Here is a 16,344-nt window from a genome sequence, read left to right on the forward strand (position 1 = left end):
CCTGGCTGGCCGTTAATCAATAAACGCATTGTTACCGACGTGCATTTAGCACGACGGCGGCCCCCTTTTATCTTAAACAGGTGAAAATAATGCCAACCAAAATCGTCATAAAAAAGAATACGTATTTCGATTCGGTTTCCTTAATGTCGGTTTCCACCAAAGCCAATAAATTGCCGGGCGTCGAGCAGGCGTTTGTGGCGATGGCGACGGAAATGAACAAAGGGGTATTAAAAAACCTCGGGCTATTAACGCCGGAATTAGCGGACGCGAAAAACGGCGACCTGATGATCGTTATTAAAGGCGACGCGGCGAATGAGGAAACCCTGGCCGCCATTGAAGCGTTATTCACGCGTAAAGAGCGCACTGGCTCCCATGAAGCACGCTACGCGACGATTGCCAGCGCCAAAACCCATCGTCCGGACAGCAACCTTGCGGTGATTTCCGTCAACGGCACCTTCGCCGCGCGGGAAGCGCGCCAGGCGCTGGAAAACGATCTTAACGTGATGCTGTTCTCCGATAACGTATCGCTCGACGACGAGCTGGCGCTGAAGCAGCTGGCGCATGAAAAGGGTCTGCTGATGATGGGGCCAGACTGCGGCACCGCCATTATCAACGGCGCGGGGCTGTGCTTCGCCAACGCGGTGCGTCGCGGGCAGATTGGCATCGTTGGCGCCTCCGGCACCGGCAGCCAGGAGCTGAGCGTGCGCATTCACGAGTTCGGCGGCGGCGTGTCGCAGCTGATTGGCACCGGCGGACGCGATCTCAGCGAGAAGATCGGCGGCCTGATGATGCTCGATGCCATCGACATGCTGGAGGCGGACGACGCGACCCGGGTGATAGCGCTCATCTCCAAACCGCCTGCACCCGCGGTGGCTGAGAAAGTACTGGCCCGGGCACGCGCCTGCCGCAAGCCTGTGGTTGTGTGCTTCCTGGGCCGCAACGAACCGCCAGCCGATGAAGACGGTTTGCAGTTTGCTCGTGGCACCAAAGAGGCGGCCCTGAAAGCGGTGCTGCTTACCGGCATTAAAAAAGACGACCTGGATTTACATCCGCTCAACTGGCCGCTGATCGAAGAGGTACGCGCCCGCCTGACGCCGCAGCAGAAGTACATTCGCGGCCTGTTCTGCGGCGGCACCCTGTGCGACGAAGCGATGTTTGCCGTGCTGGAGAAATTTGACAATGTTTACAGCAACATCCAGCCGGATCCGGCCAGGCGTCTGAAAGACATCAGCGTCAGCCAGGCCCACACCTTCCTTGATTTCGGTGACGACGACTTCACCAACGGCAAGCCACACCCGATGATCGACCCGACCAACCGCATCAGCCGCCTGCTACAGGAGGCGCGCGATCCGCAGGTGGGGGTGATCGTGATGGATTTCGTGCTTGGCTTTGGCGCGCATGACGATCCGGTTGGGGTGATGATCGAGGCGATCAAAGAGGCACAGGCGATCGCGAAAGCCGACAACCGTCCGCTGGAAATTCTCGGCTACGTGCTCGGCACCGATCAGGATCCGCAGTCGTTGGCGCAGCAGTGCCAGCTGCTGACTGATGCAGGCGTCATCTGGGCCAGCAGCAGCACCAATACCGGATTACTGGCACGCGAATTTGTCTGCAAAGGGGAGAGAGTATAATGACGATCTTATTCAACCAGCCGCTGAACGTGATTAACGTCGGGATTGCGATGTTCAGCGACGACCTCAAAAAACAGCACGTTCCCGTGACCCAGCTCGACTGGACGCCGCCGGGGCAGGGCAATATGCAGGTGGTGGACGCGCTGGATCGGCTGGCGGAAAAACCGCTGGCGGAGAAAATTGCCGCCGCGAACAAAATTGCCCTTGAGCGGATTATTCAGTCCCATCCGGTGCTGGTGGGCTATGACCAGGCGATCAACGTGGTGCCGGGCATGACCCGCACCACCATTCTGCACGCCGGTCCGCCCGTCTCCTGGGAGAACATGTGCGGGGCAATGAAAGGCGCGGTTACCGGCGCGCTGGTGTTTGAAGGGCTGGCGAAAGATCTGGACGATGCGGCAAGGATCGCCGCCTCCGGAGATATTACGTTCTCGCCTTGCCACGAGCACGACTGCGTGGGCTCGATGGCGGGCGTCACCTCCGCGTCGATGTTTATGCACATCGTTGAGAACAAAACCTACGGCAACCGCGCCTTCACCAACCTCAGCGAGCAGATGGCGAAGATCCTGCGCATGGGGGCTAACGACCAGAGCGTGATCGAGCGCCTGAACTGGATGCGCGACGTGCTCGGCCCGATGCTGCGCGACGCGATGAAGATTATCGGCGAAATCGACCTGCGCCTGATGCTGGCCCAGGCGCTGCACATGGGCGACGAGTGCCACAACCGCAACAACGCGGGCACCACGCTGCTTATTCAGGCGCTGACGCCGGGGCTGATCCAGGCGGGCTATCCGGTGGCGCAGCAGCGTGAAGTGTTCGAGTTTGTCGCCAGCAGCGACTACTTCTCCGGTCCGACGTGGATGGCGATGTGTAAGGCCGCGCTGGATGCCGCCCACGGCATTGAGTACAGCACCGTCGTCACCACCATGGCGCGCAACGGCTACGAGTTCGGCCTGCGCGTTTCCGGCCTGCCGGGGCAGTGGTTCACCGGCCCGGCGCAGCAGGTGATCGGCCCGATGTTCGCGGGCTATAAGCCGGAAGACTCCGGGCTGGATATCGGCGACAGCGCGATTACCGAAACCTACGGCATCGGCGGCTTTGCAATGGCGACGGCCCCGGCCATCGTTGCGCTGGTGGGCGGCACGGTGGAGGAAGCCATCGATTTTTCTCGCCAGATGCGCGAAATCACCCTCGGCGAAAACCCGAACGTCACCATTCCGCTGCTGTCGTTTATGGGCATCCCGACCGCCATCGACATCATGAAGGTCGCGGGCAGCGGCATTCTGCCGGTCATTAATACCGCCATTGCCCACAAGGACGCCGGGATCGGCATGATTGGGGCGGGCATCGTTCACCCGCCGTTTAGCTGTTTTGAAAAGGCGCTGTTAACCTTCCGCGATCGCTACGTTCTATAAGGTATGCATCCATGAAAAACATGAAACTGGAGTGGAAAAGAGGTGACTGGGCAGCTTATTTCGGGTTGATGACCAACAACCTGACCAATTTGCTGACCATGATGGGGCTGCTCATTTTTGTCGTCGGCATCCCGAAGGAGATTGTTTATGGACGCATCGCGCCAGCCTTCGGGCTGGCGGTGCTGGTGGCGAGTCTTTGCTATACGTGGTTTGGCCTGCAAATGGCGCGCGCCACCGGACGAACGGACGTCACCGCGCTGCCGTCCGGCCCAAGCGCGCCGTCGATTTTTACCGTGACCTTCCTGGTCTTAATGCCGGTTTACCAGCAAACCGGCGATGCGGATTTCGCGATTCAGATTGGCCTGGTGTGGTGCTTTGTGGAAGCGATGATCCTCGCGGGCGGTTCCTTCCTGGGGGAAACCATCCGCAAGATGATCCCGCGTACCGTGCTGCTGTCGTGCTTGTCCGGTCTTGGCCTGCTGCTGCTGGCGATGAACCCGATGTTGCAGGCGTTCGAAGCGCCGACCGTGTCGTTTATCGTCCTGCTGCTGATCTTCATTAACTGGTTCGGTAAAAAGCCGATTTTCGCCAAAATCCCGACCGGCCTGCTGCTGTTAATTGCCGGTACTCTGCTTGCGTGGATCTCCGGCCTGCAAAGCCCGGATGCCATTAAAGCGTCCATGTCATCATTCGGCTTTAACCCGCCAGAAGTGCACGTGGACAGCTTCATGCAGGGACTGCCGCACGCGCTGCCGTATCTGGCGTCCGCCGTACCGCTGGGGCTGGCGAACTACATCTTTGACCTGGAGAACATTGAAAGCGCCCACGCGGCGGGGGATGAATACCCGACCCGCAAGGTAATGCTGGCGAACGGTCTGGCCTCGATGCTCGGCTGCCTGATGGGCAATCCGTTCCCGGTCACGGTCTACGTCGGCCATCCTGGCTGGAAAGCGATGGGCGCCAGCATCGGCTACACCCTGGCGTCCGGCGTGACCATGTTCATCGTGCCGCTGTTCGGGCTGGGGGCCTTTATGCTCGCCATCATACCGATGACCGCCATCGTGCCGATTCTGGTGTTTATCGGCGTCGTCACCGCCAACCAGGTGGTGAGGGAGACCCCGAAAGTGGAGGTGCCCGTCATCTTCATCTGCCTGTTCCCGTGGATCGCCAACTGGGCGCTGACCATGATGAACAGCGTGATGAGCGCGGCGGGGACCAGCGCGGCGAAAATCGGCACTGACGTGCTGCACAGCAAGGGGATCTACTACGAAGGCCTGATGCATCTCGGCAACGGCGCGCCGCTCGCCAGCATGCTCTGGGGCTGTATCGCCATCTTCGCCATCCTCAACAAACCGCTGCGTGGGGCCGTCGCGGCGGCCGGTGGAGCGCTGCTGGCGCTGTTTGGGGTGATCCACGCGCCGGTGGTGGGCTTTGCCGAGGGCAGTTCCCTGATGTTCGTCACGGCCTACCTGATGATGGGCGGGATGTTTGTGGTGAAGCATGTGCTGGATACCTCTGTTAATCCCCCTCTCCCTGTGGGAGAGGGCCGGGATGAGGGCACCAGAACGCACCTTCTAAAGGAAACAAAATGAAAGAGCTTATGGTCGTCGCCATCGGCGGCAACAGCATTATCAAAGACAACGCCAGCCAGTCGATTGAGCATCAGGCGCAGGCGGTCAAAGCGGTGGCAGAGTCGGTGCTCGAAATGCTGGCCTCGGACTATGACATCGTGCTCACCCACGGCAATGGCCCCCAGGTGGGGCTGGATCTGCGCCGCGCCGAAATCGCCCACGAGCGGGAAGGGCTGCCGCTGACCCCGCTGGCAAACTGCGTGGCGGATACCCAGGGCGGGATCGGCTACCTGATCCAGCAGGCGCTCAACAACCGCCTGGCGGCGCGCGGGGAACAAAAAGCGGTCACGGTCGTCACCCAGGTGGAGGTGGATAAAAACGATCCTGGTTTTACGCACCCGACGAAACCCATCGGCGCGTTCTTCAGCGAGGCGCAGCGCGACGAACTGCAACTTGCGCACCCGGACTGGCATTTTGTTGAGGATTCAGGCCGGGGGTATCGCCGCGTGGTGGCTTCACCGCAGCCGCGGCGCATCGTTGAGTCGGATGCCATCAAGGCGCTGACGCAGAAAGGATTTGTGGTGATCGGCGCGGGGGGCGGAGGCATTCCTGTGGTGCGCAGTGAACAGGGCGATTACCAGAGCGTGGACGCGGTGATAGATAAAGATCTCTCCACCGCGCTGCTGGCGCGCGAGATCCGCGCCGACGTGCTGGTGATCACCACCGGCGTGGAGAAAGTGTGCATCCACTTCGGCAAGCCGAATCAACAGGCGCTGAGCACGGTGAACGTGGCGCAGATGACGCGCTACATGGAAGAAGGGCATTTTCCGGCTGGCAGCATGTTGCCGAAAATCGTCGCCTCGCTGGAATTTTTACGCCATGGCGGCAGGAGGGTGATCATTACCTCGCCGGACTGCCTGCCCGCGGCGCTGCGCGGTGAAACGGGTACCCACATTATTAATGAAGGAAGATAAGATGAGTGAGAATAAAAGCCGCCGCGAGTTTATCAGCCAGAGCGGCAAAATGGTTACCGCCTGCGCGCTGTTTGGCGCCACGGGTTCCGTCGCGTATGCTGCCGATTCAGCAAGGGCAACCTGCGAGACGGGTAAACCGATGAACATCACCGCAAAACATTACTATCTCGACAACGTGCTGCTGGAAGCCGGGTTTAACTTCGACGGCAGCGTGGCGACAAGTACCCGCACCGAGCTGAAAACGCTGGAAATCAAAGACGGGAAAATCGTCGCCCTGCGCGACAACAACAGCCACGCGGACGCGACCCTGCCGCACTTCGACGCGGGCAAAAAGCTGATGCTCCCGGCGATGCGCGACATGCACATCCATCTGGATAAAACCTTCTACGGCGGCCCGTGGCGCTCCCTGAACCGTCCGGCGGGCACCACCATTCAGGACATGATCCGCCTGGAGCAGAAGCTGTTGCCGGAGTTACAGCCCTACACGCAAGAACGCGCCGAAAAGCTGATCGACCTGCTCCAGTCCAAAGGGTCAACCATCGCCCGCAGCCACTGCAACATAGAGCCGGTTTCCGGCCTGAAAAACCTGGAAAATTTGCAGGCGGTACTGGCGCGCCGGGGCGCAGGCTTTGACTGCGAAATCGTTGCCTTCCCGCAGCACGGCCTGCTGCTGTCTCATTCTGAAAAGCTGATGCGCGAGGCGATGCAGGCGGGGGCGCATTACGTGGGCGGGCTGGACCCGACCAACGTCGACGGCGCGATGGAGAAATCCCTCGACACCATGTTCCAGATTGCGCTGGATTACGACAAAGGGGTGGACATTCACCTGCATGAAACCAGCCCGGCGGGCGTGGCGGCGGTGAACTACATGGTCGAAACCGTGGAGAAAACGCCGGCGCTGAAGGGGAAGCTGACCATCAGCCACGCCTTCGCCCTGGCGACGCTTAACGAGCAAGAGGTGGATGAGATCGCCACCCGCATGGCGGCACAACAGGTGACCATCGCCTCCACCGTGCCGATTGGCACTCTGCACATGCCGCTGAAGCAGCTGCGTGATAAAGGCGTGTTTGTCATGACCGGTACCGACAGCGTGATCGACCACTGGTCGCCGTACGGTCTGGGGGACATGCTGGAGAAAGCCAACCTCTATGCACAGCTCTATATTCGCCCGAATGAGCAGACGCTTTCGCGCGCGCTGGGCATCGCCACCGGCGACGTGCTGCCGCTAAACGATAAAGGTGAGCGCGTGTGGCCGAAAGCGCAGGATGACGCCAGCTTTGTGCTGGTGGATGCCTCCTGTTCCGCCGAGGCCGTGGCACGCATCTCTCCGCGTACCGCTACGTTCCATAAGGGGAGTCTGGTCTGGGGCTCTGTGGGTTAATGTGGTGCCGGGTGGCGCTGCGCTTACCCGGCCTACGGTTCGGAGATTTTGTAGGTCGGGTAAGGCGAAACCGCCACCCGACAATGCAGTATACTGCTATGCACATTCTTAAAGAGGGATCAGCCATGGCACAAAACATCTACGACAATCCGGCGTTTTTCGAAGGCTACGCTCAGCTTCCGCGCTCGGTGCAGGGGCTGGACGGCGCGCCGGAGTGGCCTGCGCTCAGGGCGATGCTGCCGGATTTAACCGGCAAATCGGTTATCGATCTTGGCTGCGGCTATGGTTGGTTCTGCCGCGCGGCGCGTGAGCTGGGCGCGTCTGACGTCACGGGCGTGGATATCTCCGAAAAGATGCTCGCTCGCGCAGTGGAGCTCACCGCCGATCCACAGATTCACTATCAGCGTAGCGATCTGGAGTCTCTCAAGCTCAACGAGAACAGCCTCGATCTGGTCTACAGCTCGCTGGCGCTGCACTATCTGCCGGAACTGAACACATTATTTGCCCACGTTCAGCGCGCGCTTAAACTCGGCGGTTGCCTGGTCTTCTCTATGGAGCACCCGATTTACACCTGCGCCTCCCGTCAGGGCTGGCTGACGGACAACAGCGGCGAGCGGTTCTGGGGCGTGAACCATTATCAGGACGAAAGCCAGCGCGTCAGCAACTGGCTGGCAGACGGGGTGATTAAATACCACCGTACGCTGGGCACCACGCTCAACGCGCTGATCAAGGCCGGATTAACAATAAGCGAAGTCAATGAGTGGGGACCAACGCAGGCGCAAATTGACGCCTGGCCCGCGCTGGCAGAAGAGGCAGAGCGCCCGATGCTGGTGCTGATCGCCGCCCGTAAGGCTTAATAACCGACTTTATACACCCGCCCGCTCTGCACCCCTTCGACGCTGCGGCGGTAAGCCTGCGCAACGGTCGCGGCGGGAACGCTTTCAAAGCCCGGGAAGAAGCCGTCGTACGCTTCGGCGGATTCGGTCAGCACCGTCGGGCTGATCAGATTAATGCGAATACCGCGCGGCAGTTCACAGGCCGCGGCGCGCACAAACCCTTCCAGCGCGGCGTTAACCGTGGTGGCATTCACGCCCTGGGCAATCGGCTCGTGCGCCACAATCCCGCTTATCAGCGTAATCGAGCCACATTCGTTCAGGAAGTGCTGGCCGGTCAGCGCCAGACGAACCTGCCCCAGCAGCTTATCCTGCAAACCCTGGTTGAACTCGCCGTCGGTCATGGTTGAGAGCGGGCCGAAGTGCAACCCTCCGCTGGCGGAGACAATCGCATCCACCGGACCGATCTTTTTGAACAGCGCCTGCACGCTCGCCTGCGAGGTGATATCCACCTGATGATCGCCCTGCGTGCGACCCACGCGGATCACCTCGTGGCGACGGCTTAGCTCTTCTGTCACAGCACGACCGACGGTACCGCTGGCACCAATAATGACGATTTTCATAGCAGACTCCTTATGTTGTGAGCCTTCATTCTTTAATAAATAAAAATTCAGATAAACTGGGCTGATGTTAGAAGATTACTAACCAGAGGTTCGTAATATGGATAAGCTTCGCGGCATGGAGACGTTCATCGCGGTGGTGGAAAGCGGCAGCTTTACCGGCGCGGCGGCCCGGCTGGAGATGTCGGCGGTAATGGTCGGGAAGTATATTGCGCAGCTGGAATCGCAGCTCGGTACGCGGCTGCTGGAGCGCAACACCCGTCGCCAGAGCCTGACGGATGCCGGACGCGTTTATTTCGAAGAGGCCAGGCGCGTGCTGGAGCAGGTCTCGATTGCTGAAAACGCGGTTGAGCGTCTGCGAGCCACGCCCGCCGGCACCCTGCGCGTGACGGCGCCTACCTCGTTTGGCGGCTGCGTTATCGCGCCTCTGACGGCCACGTTTTTGCAGCGTTACCCGGAAGTGCGCATCGAACTGGATCTCACCAACCGAATGGTGGATCTGGTAGAGGAAGGGGTCGATCTGGCCATTCGTATCGGTGAGATCCGTAATGAGGATCTGGTGGCGAAATACCTGTGTCCCTACAACATGGTGATCTGCGCCGCGCCGGATTATCTGGCGCGTCACGGTACGCCGCAAACGCCAGCCGATCTGGTGGATCACCTGTGCCTGTCGCACACGGTCTGGACGGCGCGTAACGAGTGGCGGCTGCCGGGAGTGGAAGGCGAAGTGCGCTGGAAGCGTGATGCCGTCTTACGATGCAATGACGGCTACGGCTTACGCATGGCGGCGCGAGCCGGGGCGGGACTCCTGCTGCAACCGGAAGTGCTGGTGGCGGAAGAGCTGGCGAGCGGCAGGCTGGTTCGGGTTCTGGAAGCGTTTACGCCCGCGCCGAGGCCGGTGCATTTACTGTGGCGTCAGGATTTGCGGCCGCTGCCTAAGCTAACGGAATTTATTGCCCATATTCTGCTAAGATTGGGCACAATATAAAAAAAGAAGGTAAGTAAAGAATGTCTGCAAACAAACTCGCCAGCAGCGCGCAGGGCCTGCAATCCTCTGCCATCCGTGAATTATTAAAACATAGCAAAATGGCAGGCGTGATTTCGCTGGGTGGCGGTATTCCAAATCCGGACCTGTTCGATCATGAAGGTTTAAAAATCGCCGCTGATGCCGTGCTGTCTCAGCATTTTGGCGAAGCGTTCCAGTATGGCCTGACGGAAGGCGTCCCGGGGCTGCGCGAAGAGATCCAACGCATCTGTGAAGGTCGCGGCATCGCCTGTAAAGCCGATGACGTGGTCATTACTTCCGGCTCGCAACAGTCGCTTGACGTGCTGGCGCGGGCGTTAATTAACCCGGGCGATACGGTCGTCGTGGAGCGGCCTACCTACCTCGCCGCGTTGCAGGTCTTTGGCCTGGCGCAGGCGAATTTTGAATCCGTCGGCACCGACGGTGACGGCATGAAAGTGGATGAACTTGAAGCGCTGGTAGCCACCAAAACCATCAAAGCGGTTTATATCGTGCCAACCTTTGGTAACCCGGGCGGCGTGACGCTCTCCGAAGCGCGTCGTAAACAGCTGGTGGAATTATCGAAGCGCTATGACTTCGTGATTATCGAAGACGACCCGTACAGCGAGATCAACTATACCGACGAAGCGTTCCGCCCGCTGATTGCTCATGCCAAAGATATCGGCAATGAGGATAACGTGGTGTACACCTCCACCTTCTCTAAAATCCTCGCGCCGGGCACCCGCGTGGGCTGGGTGCTGGTGCCGGAGTGGCTGAAGCGCGCGGTGGTGAACCTCAAGCAAACCACCGATCTGCACACCAGCACGCTGTCGCAGCTGATGACGTACGAGTATCTGAAAACCGGTCGTCTGGCGAATCAGATTAAAATGATCCGCGAAGCCTATCGCCAGAAATACCAGACCTTTGCAACGGAACTGGAAGCGGAGCTGGGCGATGTGATGTCGTTCCACAAGCCAAAGGGCGGCATGTTCCTGTGGGCGAAAATGAACAACGGCATCAATACGACGAAATGGCTGGAAAAAACGTTGAGCAACGGCGTCGTGTTTGTGCCGGGTGAGTTCTTCTACTGCAACGAGCCGGACCATACCACGCTGCGCATGTCTTTCGTTACCCCAACGGATGAGCAGCTTAAAGAAGCGGTTCGACGCCTCAAAATTTCCCTGTAACAGGATGCGCATAATGGCAGATGCCGTTATGCGCTGTTCCCGTGCAGGGTAACGTCTGGCTTGCCGGATTTTCGCTTCGCCATGACTTCCGCCACGGTTTTTATCCGGCTTAACTCCTCCTGCGTGCGGGAGTTAGATTGCGCTTCCCAGATATCAACGTTTAGCTGTAAGTTCAGCCAAAATTCAATAGTGGTATTAAAGGCTTTTGCCAGTTTGATCGCCATATCGGCAGTAAGTTTGCGATTGTTATTGACCAATGCGCTTACGGTATTGCGGTGTACATTTAGCATCTCTGCCAGATCGTTGATTTTCAGATTGAGCGGTTCAAGATACTCATACTGCAACACCTCGCCCGGCGTGGTGGGTTTGCGGAGTGCCTGTTGAAGTGTCATAGGTGATGCCTCACTTGTGTTGCGTGTACTTGTGTGGAGAGAGATAGAGATCGTCTGCTTTTCCCTCTGACCAGCGAAATACAAGCCTGTATTGTCTGTTTACCCGGATAGAGGAATATCCCTTCAACGGAGGACTCAATGCTTCATACATATTGCCCGGTGGCGATCGTAAATCCAGGTGCGACATGGCCGCATTGATGATGTCGAGCTTTCTTGCAAGCGCTGTTTCCAGATTCAAAGGGATAACATTGCTCGATCTCCCGTAGAGAAAAAAATCCTCAAGCCATTGATCCCGAAAATGATTAATCATAATGCTGGTAAGCTCCAGTCCTTGAAGCTGAGTGGATAGTAATGCACTCCTGCACTGTGCGCAAGTGCGTTTTGTCTGCGAGTAATATTATCCTGGTCATGGCTGAAGGGAAGTGTGATGCATGACTAAAGGTTAATTCTTCGAGGCGGATTCCACGTCTTGCGTGCGGATTAATGCCCGGCGGCGCTGCGCTTGCGCGGGCCTGCGAGAATGTAGGCCGGGTAAGGCGCAGCCGCCACCCGGCGTTTGACTACCGCTCCCTCAGCGCCTCCTTCGCCCGGTTAAACGGTTTGATCATATAATCCAGCACCGTTTTCTCACCGGTCTTGATATCCACCGTCGCTATCATCCCTGGCACGATCGAGAAGTGTCTGCCCGCCTTATTCACCAGATAATCCTGGCTGGTACGGATAAACACCCGGTAATAGAACACCTCCGGCTTCGCTTCGTCCTGAATAGTGTCCGGCGAAATGGTCTCCACCACCCCGTGTAGCCCACCGTAAATCGCGTAATCGTAGGCGGTGATTTTCACCAGCGCCTCCTGATTAGGGTGGATAAAGGCGATATCCCGCGGCGAGAGGCGGGTTTCAATCAGCAGGTGATCGTCCACCGGCACAATTTCCATCAGCTCACCGTTGGGCGGGATCACACCGCCAATCGTTGTCACTTTGATGTTTTTCACGATCCCGCGCACCGGAGACTTCACCGTCAGACGGGTAACGGAATCCTCGCGGCCTTTCAGGATCGCTGACACCATATCCACCTCGGCGTTGGCCTTCGACAGCGCTTCACGGGCCTGCACGTAATACTGGGAACGCACGTCGGTGAGCTTCAGCTCCAGGTCGCTTTTCTGCCGTTGCAGGCGCAGCACTTCCACGTGGCTGGCGGCCCCGGTTTTCACCAGCCGCTGGGTGATCCCCAGCTCTTTGTTCGCGAGATCTAACGCGGCGCGCAACTCCCGCTGGGTATCCTCAAGCTGGGCGCGGCGCGAGTTGTAGAGCCGCGTTTCAGCGGCGGTCAGGTCGGTCCATTTCGCCAGGGACGGCGGGAATTTAAGCGGCAGATCGTTCACCTCGGCATACAGACGCGCGCTGGAGGCCAGCGATGCCCGGTAACGCGCCGCGCTTTCGCCGACGTTGGATTCCGAGCGGGTAGGATCCAGCCGCGCCAGCACCTGTCCGGCCTGCACCTGATCCCCTTCGTGCACGTTCAGCTCGGTGAGGATGCCCCCATCCAGCGACTGCAAAACCTGCTCGCGTGAGCTGGGGATCACTTTCCCGGTGCCGGTTGAGACTTCGTCCAGCACCCCGAACCACGCCCAGACGCCAAGCACCACAAACATCAGCAGGGAGAAGAAAACAATGCGCCGGGCACCGGTATAACCGCTTTCTGAGTCGAGCGCGTTATCCAGATCTTCTACTGCGGCAACGTCACGCTGACTGATTTTCATTTTTCCACTCCCGTCCGGTTGCCTGCTGCTGTTGCTGCATACGGCTGTTGTTCAGCGCCTGGGCTTTTGGCGCGTCCATCACCAGCATGCCATCTTTGAGTACCACCACGCGCTCCACCAGCTCCAGCACCGGCACGCGGTGGGTCGCGACAATCAGCGTGCGGTTGCCAAGCCACGCTCCGAGGCGCTGAATAAATTCCCGCTCGGTATGCTCATCAAGGGAAGCGGTCGGTTCATCCATCAGCACGATATTCGGATCGCGCAGTAGCATCCGTGCCAGCAGGATGGACTGCCGCTGCCCGCCGGACAGCCCGACACCGTTCTCCATAATCGGGTAATCCAGCCCCTTCGGCAGCTTCTGCACAAAGCTGGCCGCGCCGCACATCTCCAGCACCTCGAAGATCTCTTTATCGGTGGCGCGCGGCATGCCGAGCGTGATGTTCTCGCGCAGGGTGCCGTAAAACAGCCGGGCGTTCTGGGTCATAAAGCCGACGTTTCGCCGCACGTCAGCCACGTCCAGATGCGGCAGGCTGAGGTTGTCGAGCCGCAGTTCACCGCCCGCCAGATCCATCCCGCCCGCCATCGCCTGCAACAGGGTTGATTTGCCCGCGCCGTTGCGCCCGAGGATCGCCACTTTCTCGCCCGCTTTGATCTCCAGACGGTTAATGCGCAGCGCCATACGCGGATCTTCCGGGTGATAGCGAAACTGCGCCTGCTCGAACAGGTAATGTCCGCGCAGCACGTCCTGACGGATCGGCGTCTCTTCGCGCTGATTCTCGGTCGGCAGCTGCATAATGCTGTCCAGCCCCTCTTTGGCCGCCTTCACCTGCTGCCAGCGGGCCAGCACGCCGCACAGCGTCGCCATCGGGGCGATCATCCGTGAGGCGAGCATTGAGGCGGCCACCACTGAACCGGTGGTTAAGGTGCCGTCGATCACCATCGGCGCGCCCACCACGATCACCCCGGCATACACCAGGCTCTGAATGGTCATCCCCCAGCTGATCAGGTTCTGCGTCAGCTCGCGGGTGCGCAGGCCGGATTCGGCGGTGATCTGGATATAGCTGTTCCACTGCTGCAAAAAGCGGTTCTCCGCCTGCATCAGCTTGATGTCCTCCAGCCCCTGCACGCTCTCCACCAGCACCGCGTTGCGCAGGGTTGATTCATGCGCCGACTGCTTCGCCAGCTCCGCCAGCTTCTTTTGCAGCAGCAGGCCAGGCAGGACCATGATCACCGCCGCCACCGGGGCGATCCACGCCAGCTGCGGAGCGATGATCGCCAGCACAATCACAAACAGGATAAAAAACGGCAGATCGACGATGGTGGAGATGGTGGAGGAGGTGACCATCTCGCGGATCTGCTCCAGCTCGCGCAGCTGGGAGATAAAGCTGCCGGTGGATCGCGGAATGGCGCTGTGGCGCAGCCGCAGCGCGTGGCCGAACACCCGATCCGAGACGCGCAGATCCGAGCGTTTACCCAGCAGATCCATAATGTGTCCGCGCGCCACGCGCAGCACAAAGCCAAACAGCGTGGCGATCAGCACCCCGATGGTCAGCACATAGAGCGTCGGATAGGACTGGGCGGGGATCACCCGGTCATACACCTGCATGGAAAAGACGATGCCCGAGAGGGAGAGCACGTTAATGAACAGTGCCGCCAGCATTACCCAGCTGTAAGGGCGAAGGTCGCGCATCACCAGCCGGTAGAGCCAGTCCGGGCGGTATTTTGAGATATAGGCATCCACGCGGCTGTCCTTCAGCGCCGCCAGCGGACGCAGGGCGATGACGTGGCGGATGGCAGGCAGCATCGCGCTCATCGACAGGCGGTTGGTGTGCGTGCTGTCGTCGAAAAAGCTGACCTCAAGCGTATCCTCGCCGTCGAAATTGTCGATCACGCCGATTTTACCGTCGTTCAGCTCCACCACCACCGGCAGACGCCAGCTGTTGATAGCGTGCTGATCGGCCGTCAGCAGCTGGAATGTCAGCCCGGCTTCACGGGCGAGCTGCGTCAGCGCGGGCACCATCGGTTTGCCTTTCAGCCACGGCGCGCCGGCGATCAGCGAGCCTGGCGAACAGGCAACGCGATAGCGCGTCGCCACATAGCCAAACGCCTGCGCCCACTGCTCCAGCGCCTCATCCGTCATATTTTCACCCTGCGGAATATCGCGTTGCTTCATGGCTGGATCTCCACGGTCTGGATGGTGCGGTTTTCAAGATCGAACGCGTGACGCAGGCGCCCGGTGTTGTACAGACAGTTGAGCTGAAGCTGATGCAGCTGTCCGGCGGTTTGCTGTTGGGTAAAGCGCGCCTGATACACCTCCTGCTCGGCGTTGAGCACGTCGAGCAGCGGGCGGGAACCAAGATCGAGATACTGCTGCTGATACAGCTCGCGGGTGCGGGCGCTGAGCGCTTCCTGACGGCCCTGGATCTGAAGCGTGCTCATCAGGCTCATCACCTGGCTGCGCGCTTCCAGCAGTTTTTGCCGCACCTCAAGACGGGTGCGCTGGATGGTGGACTGGGCGGATTCCACCGCGTGTCCGGCGGCGTTACGCCGGGCGGTGAGGCCGCCGCCCTGATAGAGCGGCATCTGCACTTTTACCCACGCGGAGTACTGGGTGCGGTCCCGCGTTTCGTTGCCGGCGTAGCGGTCGTTCAGGTAGTGACGAACTTCCGGCTCCAGCGAAACGGTAGGGGTCATTTGCGCGTTGGCATAGTCGAGATTAGCCTGCGCGACGTTGGCCTGCGCCCAGGCCGCTAATACCGAGGGCACCAGACGATCGTCCGGCTCGGCGATGTCGCAGCTGCGGGCCAGACTCTGCGGAAAGTCATTGCTGACCGCGTTCAGGCTGTCCCAGCCCAGCAGGCTCATCAGCGTGGCGCGCGAGCTGTCGAGGCTGGCCTGATACTGCATCAGCTGCGCACGCGCCCCTTCGATGCGGGCGTCGGTCTGCACCACGTCAGAGAGTGACGTTGCGCCTTCATCATTACGTTGTTTCGTCAGGGTGCCGATGGAGGACAGGGCATCCAGCTGTTCTTTGGCGGTCTCGACCATCTGCTGCCAGGTCTGCACCTGCACCATGGCGATGGCGGTATCGTGGGCGATGGTGTCGATGCTCACCAGCACGTTGGCCTGCTGCTGGGCGACGCCCGCGTTTTCCGCGCGTACCTGGCTTGCGACTTTGCCGAAGTCGTAAAGCATTTGCGAAAGAGAAAGCACCAGCGAAGGGGTAAAGCCATTATCGTCACCGTCGTGGCTATAACCGTTATCCATGCCGGCGTTAATTTGCGGATAATATTTCGATTTGGCGACGTCCACATTTTCGCTCTGCTGATAAAGTTTGCCGACGGCTTCACTGATGGCCGGATGCCAGGTCACGGCGCGGTTAACCGCTTCATTCAGCTGTAGCGTGCCGGGGGCGGCTTTGCTGGCTACGGGCGCCACGCGACCATTTAAAGAGGGGAGTTCCTGCGTTTCGCTTAATTGTCCGGTATTAATCATCGCCGCAGGGTTTGCCGCGATAGCGGGCACAGATATCAGGCAGCACGAGAGCCACCAGTAAGGCATCTTCTTTCCCATGTCT

At 59.5% G+C, this 16,344-nt stretch carries 14 protein-coding genes; 8 read left to right on the plus strand and 6 right to left on the minus strand.

The features are described 5' to 3' along the window. Nucleotides 1–89: 89 nt before the first annotated feature. The 6 genes from fdrA (at nucleotide 90) to INF61_RS16610 (ending at nucleotide 7,829) form a co-directional block, all read left to right on the plus strand. A complete protein-coding gene (gene fdrA, locus INF61_RS16585) occupies nucleotides 90–1,631 on the plus strand; it encodes an acyl-CoA synthetase FdrA (protein ID WP_193547929.1) in 1,542 nt (513 codons plus the stop codon). Further along, on the plus strand, nucleotides 1,631–3,046 hold the full coding sequence (locus INF61_RS16590; protein ID WP_178097705.1) for a DUF1116 domain-containing protein: 1,416 nt from the start codon (nucleotides 1,631–1,633) through the stop codon (nucleotides 3,044–3,046). The genes fdrA and INF61_RS16590 overlap by 1 nt, the downstream gene beginning before the upstream one ends. Nucleotides 3,047–3,057: 11 nt before the next feature. Further along, nucleotides 3,058–4,638: a hypothetical protein gene (locus INF61_RS16595; RefSeq protein ID WP_015571646.1), complete on the plus strand. Its 1,581-nt coding sequence runs from the start codon at nucleotides 3,058–3,060 to the stop codon at nucleotides 4,636–4,638. Continuing rightward, on the plus strand, nucleotides 4,635–5,591 hold the full coding sequence (locus tag INF61_RS16600; RefSeq protein WP_017382762.1) for a carbamate kinase family protein: 957 nt from the start codon (nucleotides 4,635–4,637) through the stop codon (nucleotides 5,589–5,591). The genes INF61_RS16595 and INF61_RS16600 overlap by 4 nt, the downstream gene beginning before the upstream one ends. 1 nt (nucleotide 5,592) lies before the next feature. Further along, nucleotides 5,593–6,972 carry an amidohydrolase family protein gene (locus tag INF61_RS16605; RefSeq protein ID WP_193547930.1) on the plus strand — a complete coding sequence of 460 codons (1,380 nt, stop codon included), beginning with the start codon at nucleotides 5,593–5,595 and terminating at the stop codon, nucleotides 6,970–6,972. A gap of 125 nt (nucleotides 6,973–7,097) precedes the next feature. Beyond that, a complete protein-coding gene (locus INF61_RS16610; protein ID WP_126495383.1) occupies nucleotides 7,098–7,829 on the plus strand; it encodes a bifunctional 2-polyprenyl-6-hydroxyphenol methylase/3-demethylubiquinol 3-O-methyltransferase UbiG in 732 nt (243 codons plus the stop codon). Here INF61_RS16610 and INF61_RS16615 read toward each other — a convergent pair. Next, the gene (locus INF61_RS16615) at nucleotides 7,826–8,428 is read right to left on the minus strand and encodes a short chain dehydrogenase (RefSeq protein WP_126495384.1); all 603 of its coding nucleotides are present in this window, start codon (nucleotides 8,426–8,428) and stop codon (nucleotides 7,826–7,828) included. The two genes, INF61_RS16610 and INF61_RS16615, sit on opposite strands and share 4 nt — an antisense overlap. Nucleotides 8,429–8,525: 97 nt before the next feature. Between INF61_RS16615 and INF61_RS16620 the strand changes: the two genes are divergently transcribed. Both INF61_RS16620 and INF61_RS16625 read left to right on the plus strand, forming a co-directional pair. Continuing rightward, nucleotides 8,526–9,413 (plus strand): LysR family transcriptional regulator, encoded by an 888-nt coding sequence (locus tag INF61_RS16620; protein ID WP_015571641.1) that lies wholly within the window; start codon nucleotides 8,526–8,528, stop codon nucleotides 9,411–9,413. Between the two features lie 20 nt (nucleotides 9,414–9,433). Beyond that, nucleotides 9,434–10,615: a PLP-dependent aminotransferase family protein gene (locus tag INF61_RS16625; RefSeq protein WP_017382758.1), complete on the plus strand. Its 1,182-nt coding sequence runs from the start codon at nucleotides 9,434–9,436 to the stop codon at nucleotides 10,613–10,615. A gap of 26 nt (nucleotides 10,616–10,641) precedes the next feature. Here INF61_RS16625 and INF61_RS16630 read toward each other — a convergent pair whose 3' ends face one another. The 5 genes from INF61_RS16630 to INF61_RS16650 form a co-directional block, all read right to left on the minus strand. Beyond that, on the minus strand, nucleotides 10,642–11,007 hold the full coding sequence (locus INF61_RS16630; protein WP_015571639.1) for a HigA family addiction module antitoxin: 366 nt from the start codon (nucleotides 11,005–11,007) through the stop codon (nucleotides 10,642–10,644). Between the two features lie 10 nt (nucleotides 11,008–11,017). Continuing rightward, nucleotides 11,018–11,317 carry a type II toxin-antitoxin system RelE/ParE family toxin gene (locus INF61_RS16635; protein ID WP_015571638.1) on the minus strand — a complete coding sequence of 100 codons (300 nt, stop codon included), beginning with the start codon at nucleotides 11,315–11,317 and terminating at the stop codon, nucleotides 11,018–11,020. Nucleotides 11,318–11,567: 250 nt separating this feature from the next. Then, nucleotides 11,568–12,767, minus strand: coding sequence for an HlyD family efflux transporter periplasmic adaptor subunit (locus INF61_RS16640; protein WP_227413504.1), 1,200 nt, complete (start codon nucleotides 12,765–12,767; stop codon nucleotides 11,568–11,570). Next, complete coding sequence (locus tag INF61_RS16645; RefSeq protein ID WP_017692801.1) at nucleotides 12,748–14,940, minus strand: type I secretion system permease/ATPase; 2,193 nt, start codon at nucleotides 14,938–14,940, stop codon at nucleotides 12,748–12,750. Before INF61_RS16645 ends, INF61_RS16640 begins: the two co-directional genes overlap by 20 nt. Then, nucleotides 14,937–16,340 carry a TolC family outer membrane protein gene (locus tag INF61_RS16650; RefSeq protein ID WP_023295304.1) on the minus strand — a complete coding sequence of 468 codons (1,404 nt, stop codon included), beginning with the start codon at nucleotides 16,338–16,340 and terminating at the stop codon, nucleotides 14,937–14,939. Before INF61_RS16650 ends, INF61_RS16645 begins: the two co-directional genes overlap by 4 nt. Nucleotides 16,341–16,344: the final 4 nt, after the last annotated feature.

It is taken from the genome of Enterobacter cloacae complex sp. P18RS, from assembly GCF_014982105.1.
GTDB lineage: Bacteria > Pseudomonadota > Gammaproteobacteria > Enterobacterales > Enterobacteriaceae > Enterobacter > Enterobacter hormaechei_C.

What these genes read in the sequence shown, in the direction of transcription:
- fdrA (WP_193547929.1), top strand. Translation starts at nt 90, where the DNA reads ATGCCAACCAAAATCGTCATAAAAAAGAATACGTATTTCGATTCGGTT.
- INF61_RS16590 (WP_178097705.1), top strand. Translation starts at nt 1,631, where the DNA reads ATGACGATCTTATTCAACCAGCCGCTGAACGTGATTAACGTCGGGATT.
- INF61_RS16595 (WP_015571646.1), top strand. Translation starts at nt 3,058, where the DNA reads ATGAAAAACATGAAACTGGAGTGGAAAAGAGGTGACTGGGCAGCTTAT.
- INF61_RS16600 (WP_017382762.1), top strand. Translation starts at nt 4,635, where the DNA reads ATGAAAGAGCTTATGGTCGTCGCCATCGGCGGCAACAGCATTATCAAA.
- INF61_RS16605 (WP_193547930.1), top strand. Translation starts at nt 5,593, where the DNA reads ATGAGTGAGAATAAAAGCCGCCGCGAGTTTATCAGCCAGAGCGGCAAA.
- INF61_RS16610 (WP_126495383.1), top strand. Translation starts at nt 7,098, where the DNA reads ATGGCACAAAACATCTACGACAATCCGGCGTTTTTCGAAGGCTACGCT.
- INF61_RS16615 (WP_126495384.1), bottom strand. Translation starts at nt 8,428, where the DNA reads ATGAAAATCGTCATTATTGGTGCCAGCGGTACCGTCGGTCGTGCTGTG.
- INF61_RS16620 (WP_015571641.1), top strand. Translation starts at nt 8,526, where the DNA reads ATGGATAAGCTTCGCGGCATGGAGACGTTCATCGCGGTGGTGGAAAGC.
- INF61_RS16625 (WP_017382758.1), top strand. Translation starts at nt 9,434, where the DNA reads ATGTCTGCAAACAAACTCGCCAGCAGCGCGCAGGGCCTGCAATCCTCT.
- INF61_RS16630 (WP_015571639.1), bottom strand. Translation starts at nt 11,007, where the DNA reads ATGACACTTCAACAGGCACTCCGCAAACCCACCACGCCGGGCGAGGTG.
- INF61_RS16635 (WP_015571638.1), bottom strand. Translation starts at nt 11,317, where the DNA reads ATGATTAATCATTTTCGGGATCAATGGCTTGAGGATTTTTTTCTCTAC.
- INF61_RS16640 (WP_227413504.1), bottom strand. Translation starts at nt 12,767, where the DNA reads ATGAAAATCAGTCAGCGTGACGTTGCCGCAGTAGAAGATCTGGATAAC.
- INF61_RS16645 (WP_017692801.1), bottom strand. Translation starts at nt 14,940, where the DNA reads ATGAAGCAACGCGATATTCCGCAGGGTGAAAATATGACGGATGAGGCG.
- INF61_RS16650 (WP_023295304.1), bottom strand. Translation starts at nt 16,340, where the DNA reads ATGGGAAAGAAGATGCCTTACTGGTGGCTCTCGTGCTGCCTGATATCT.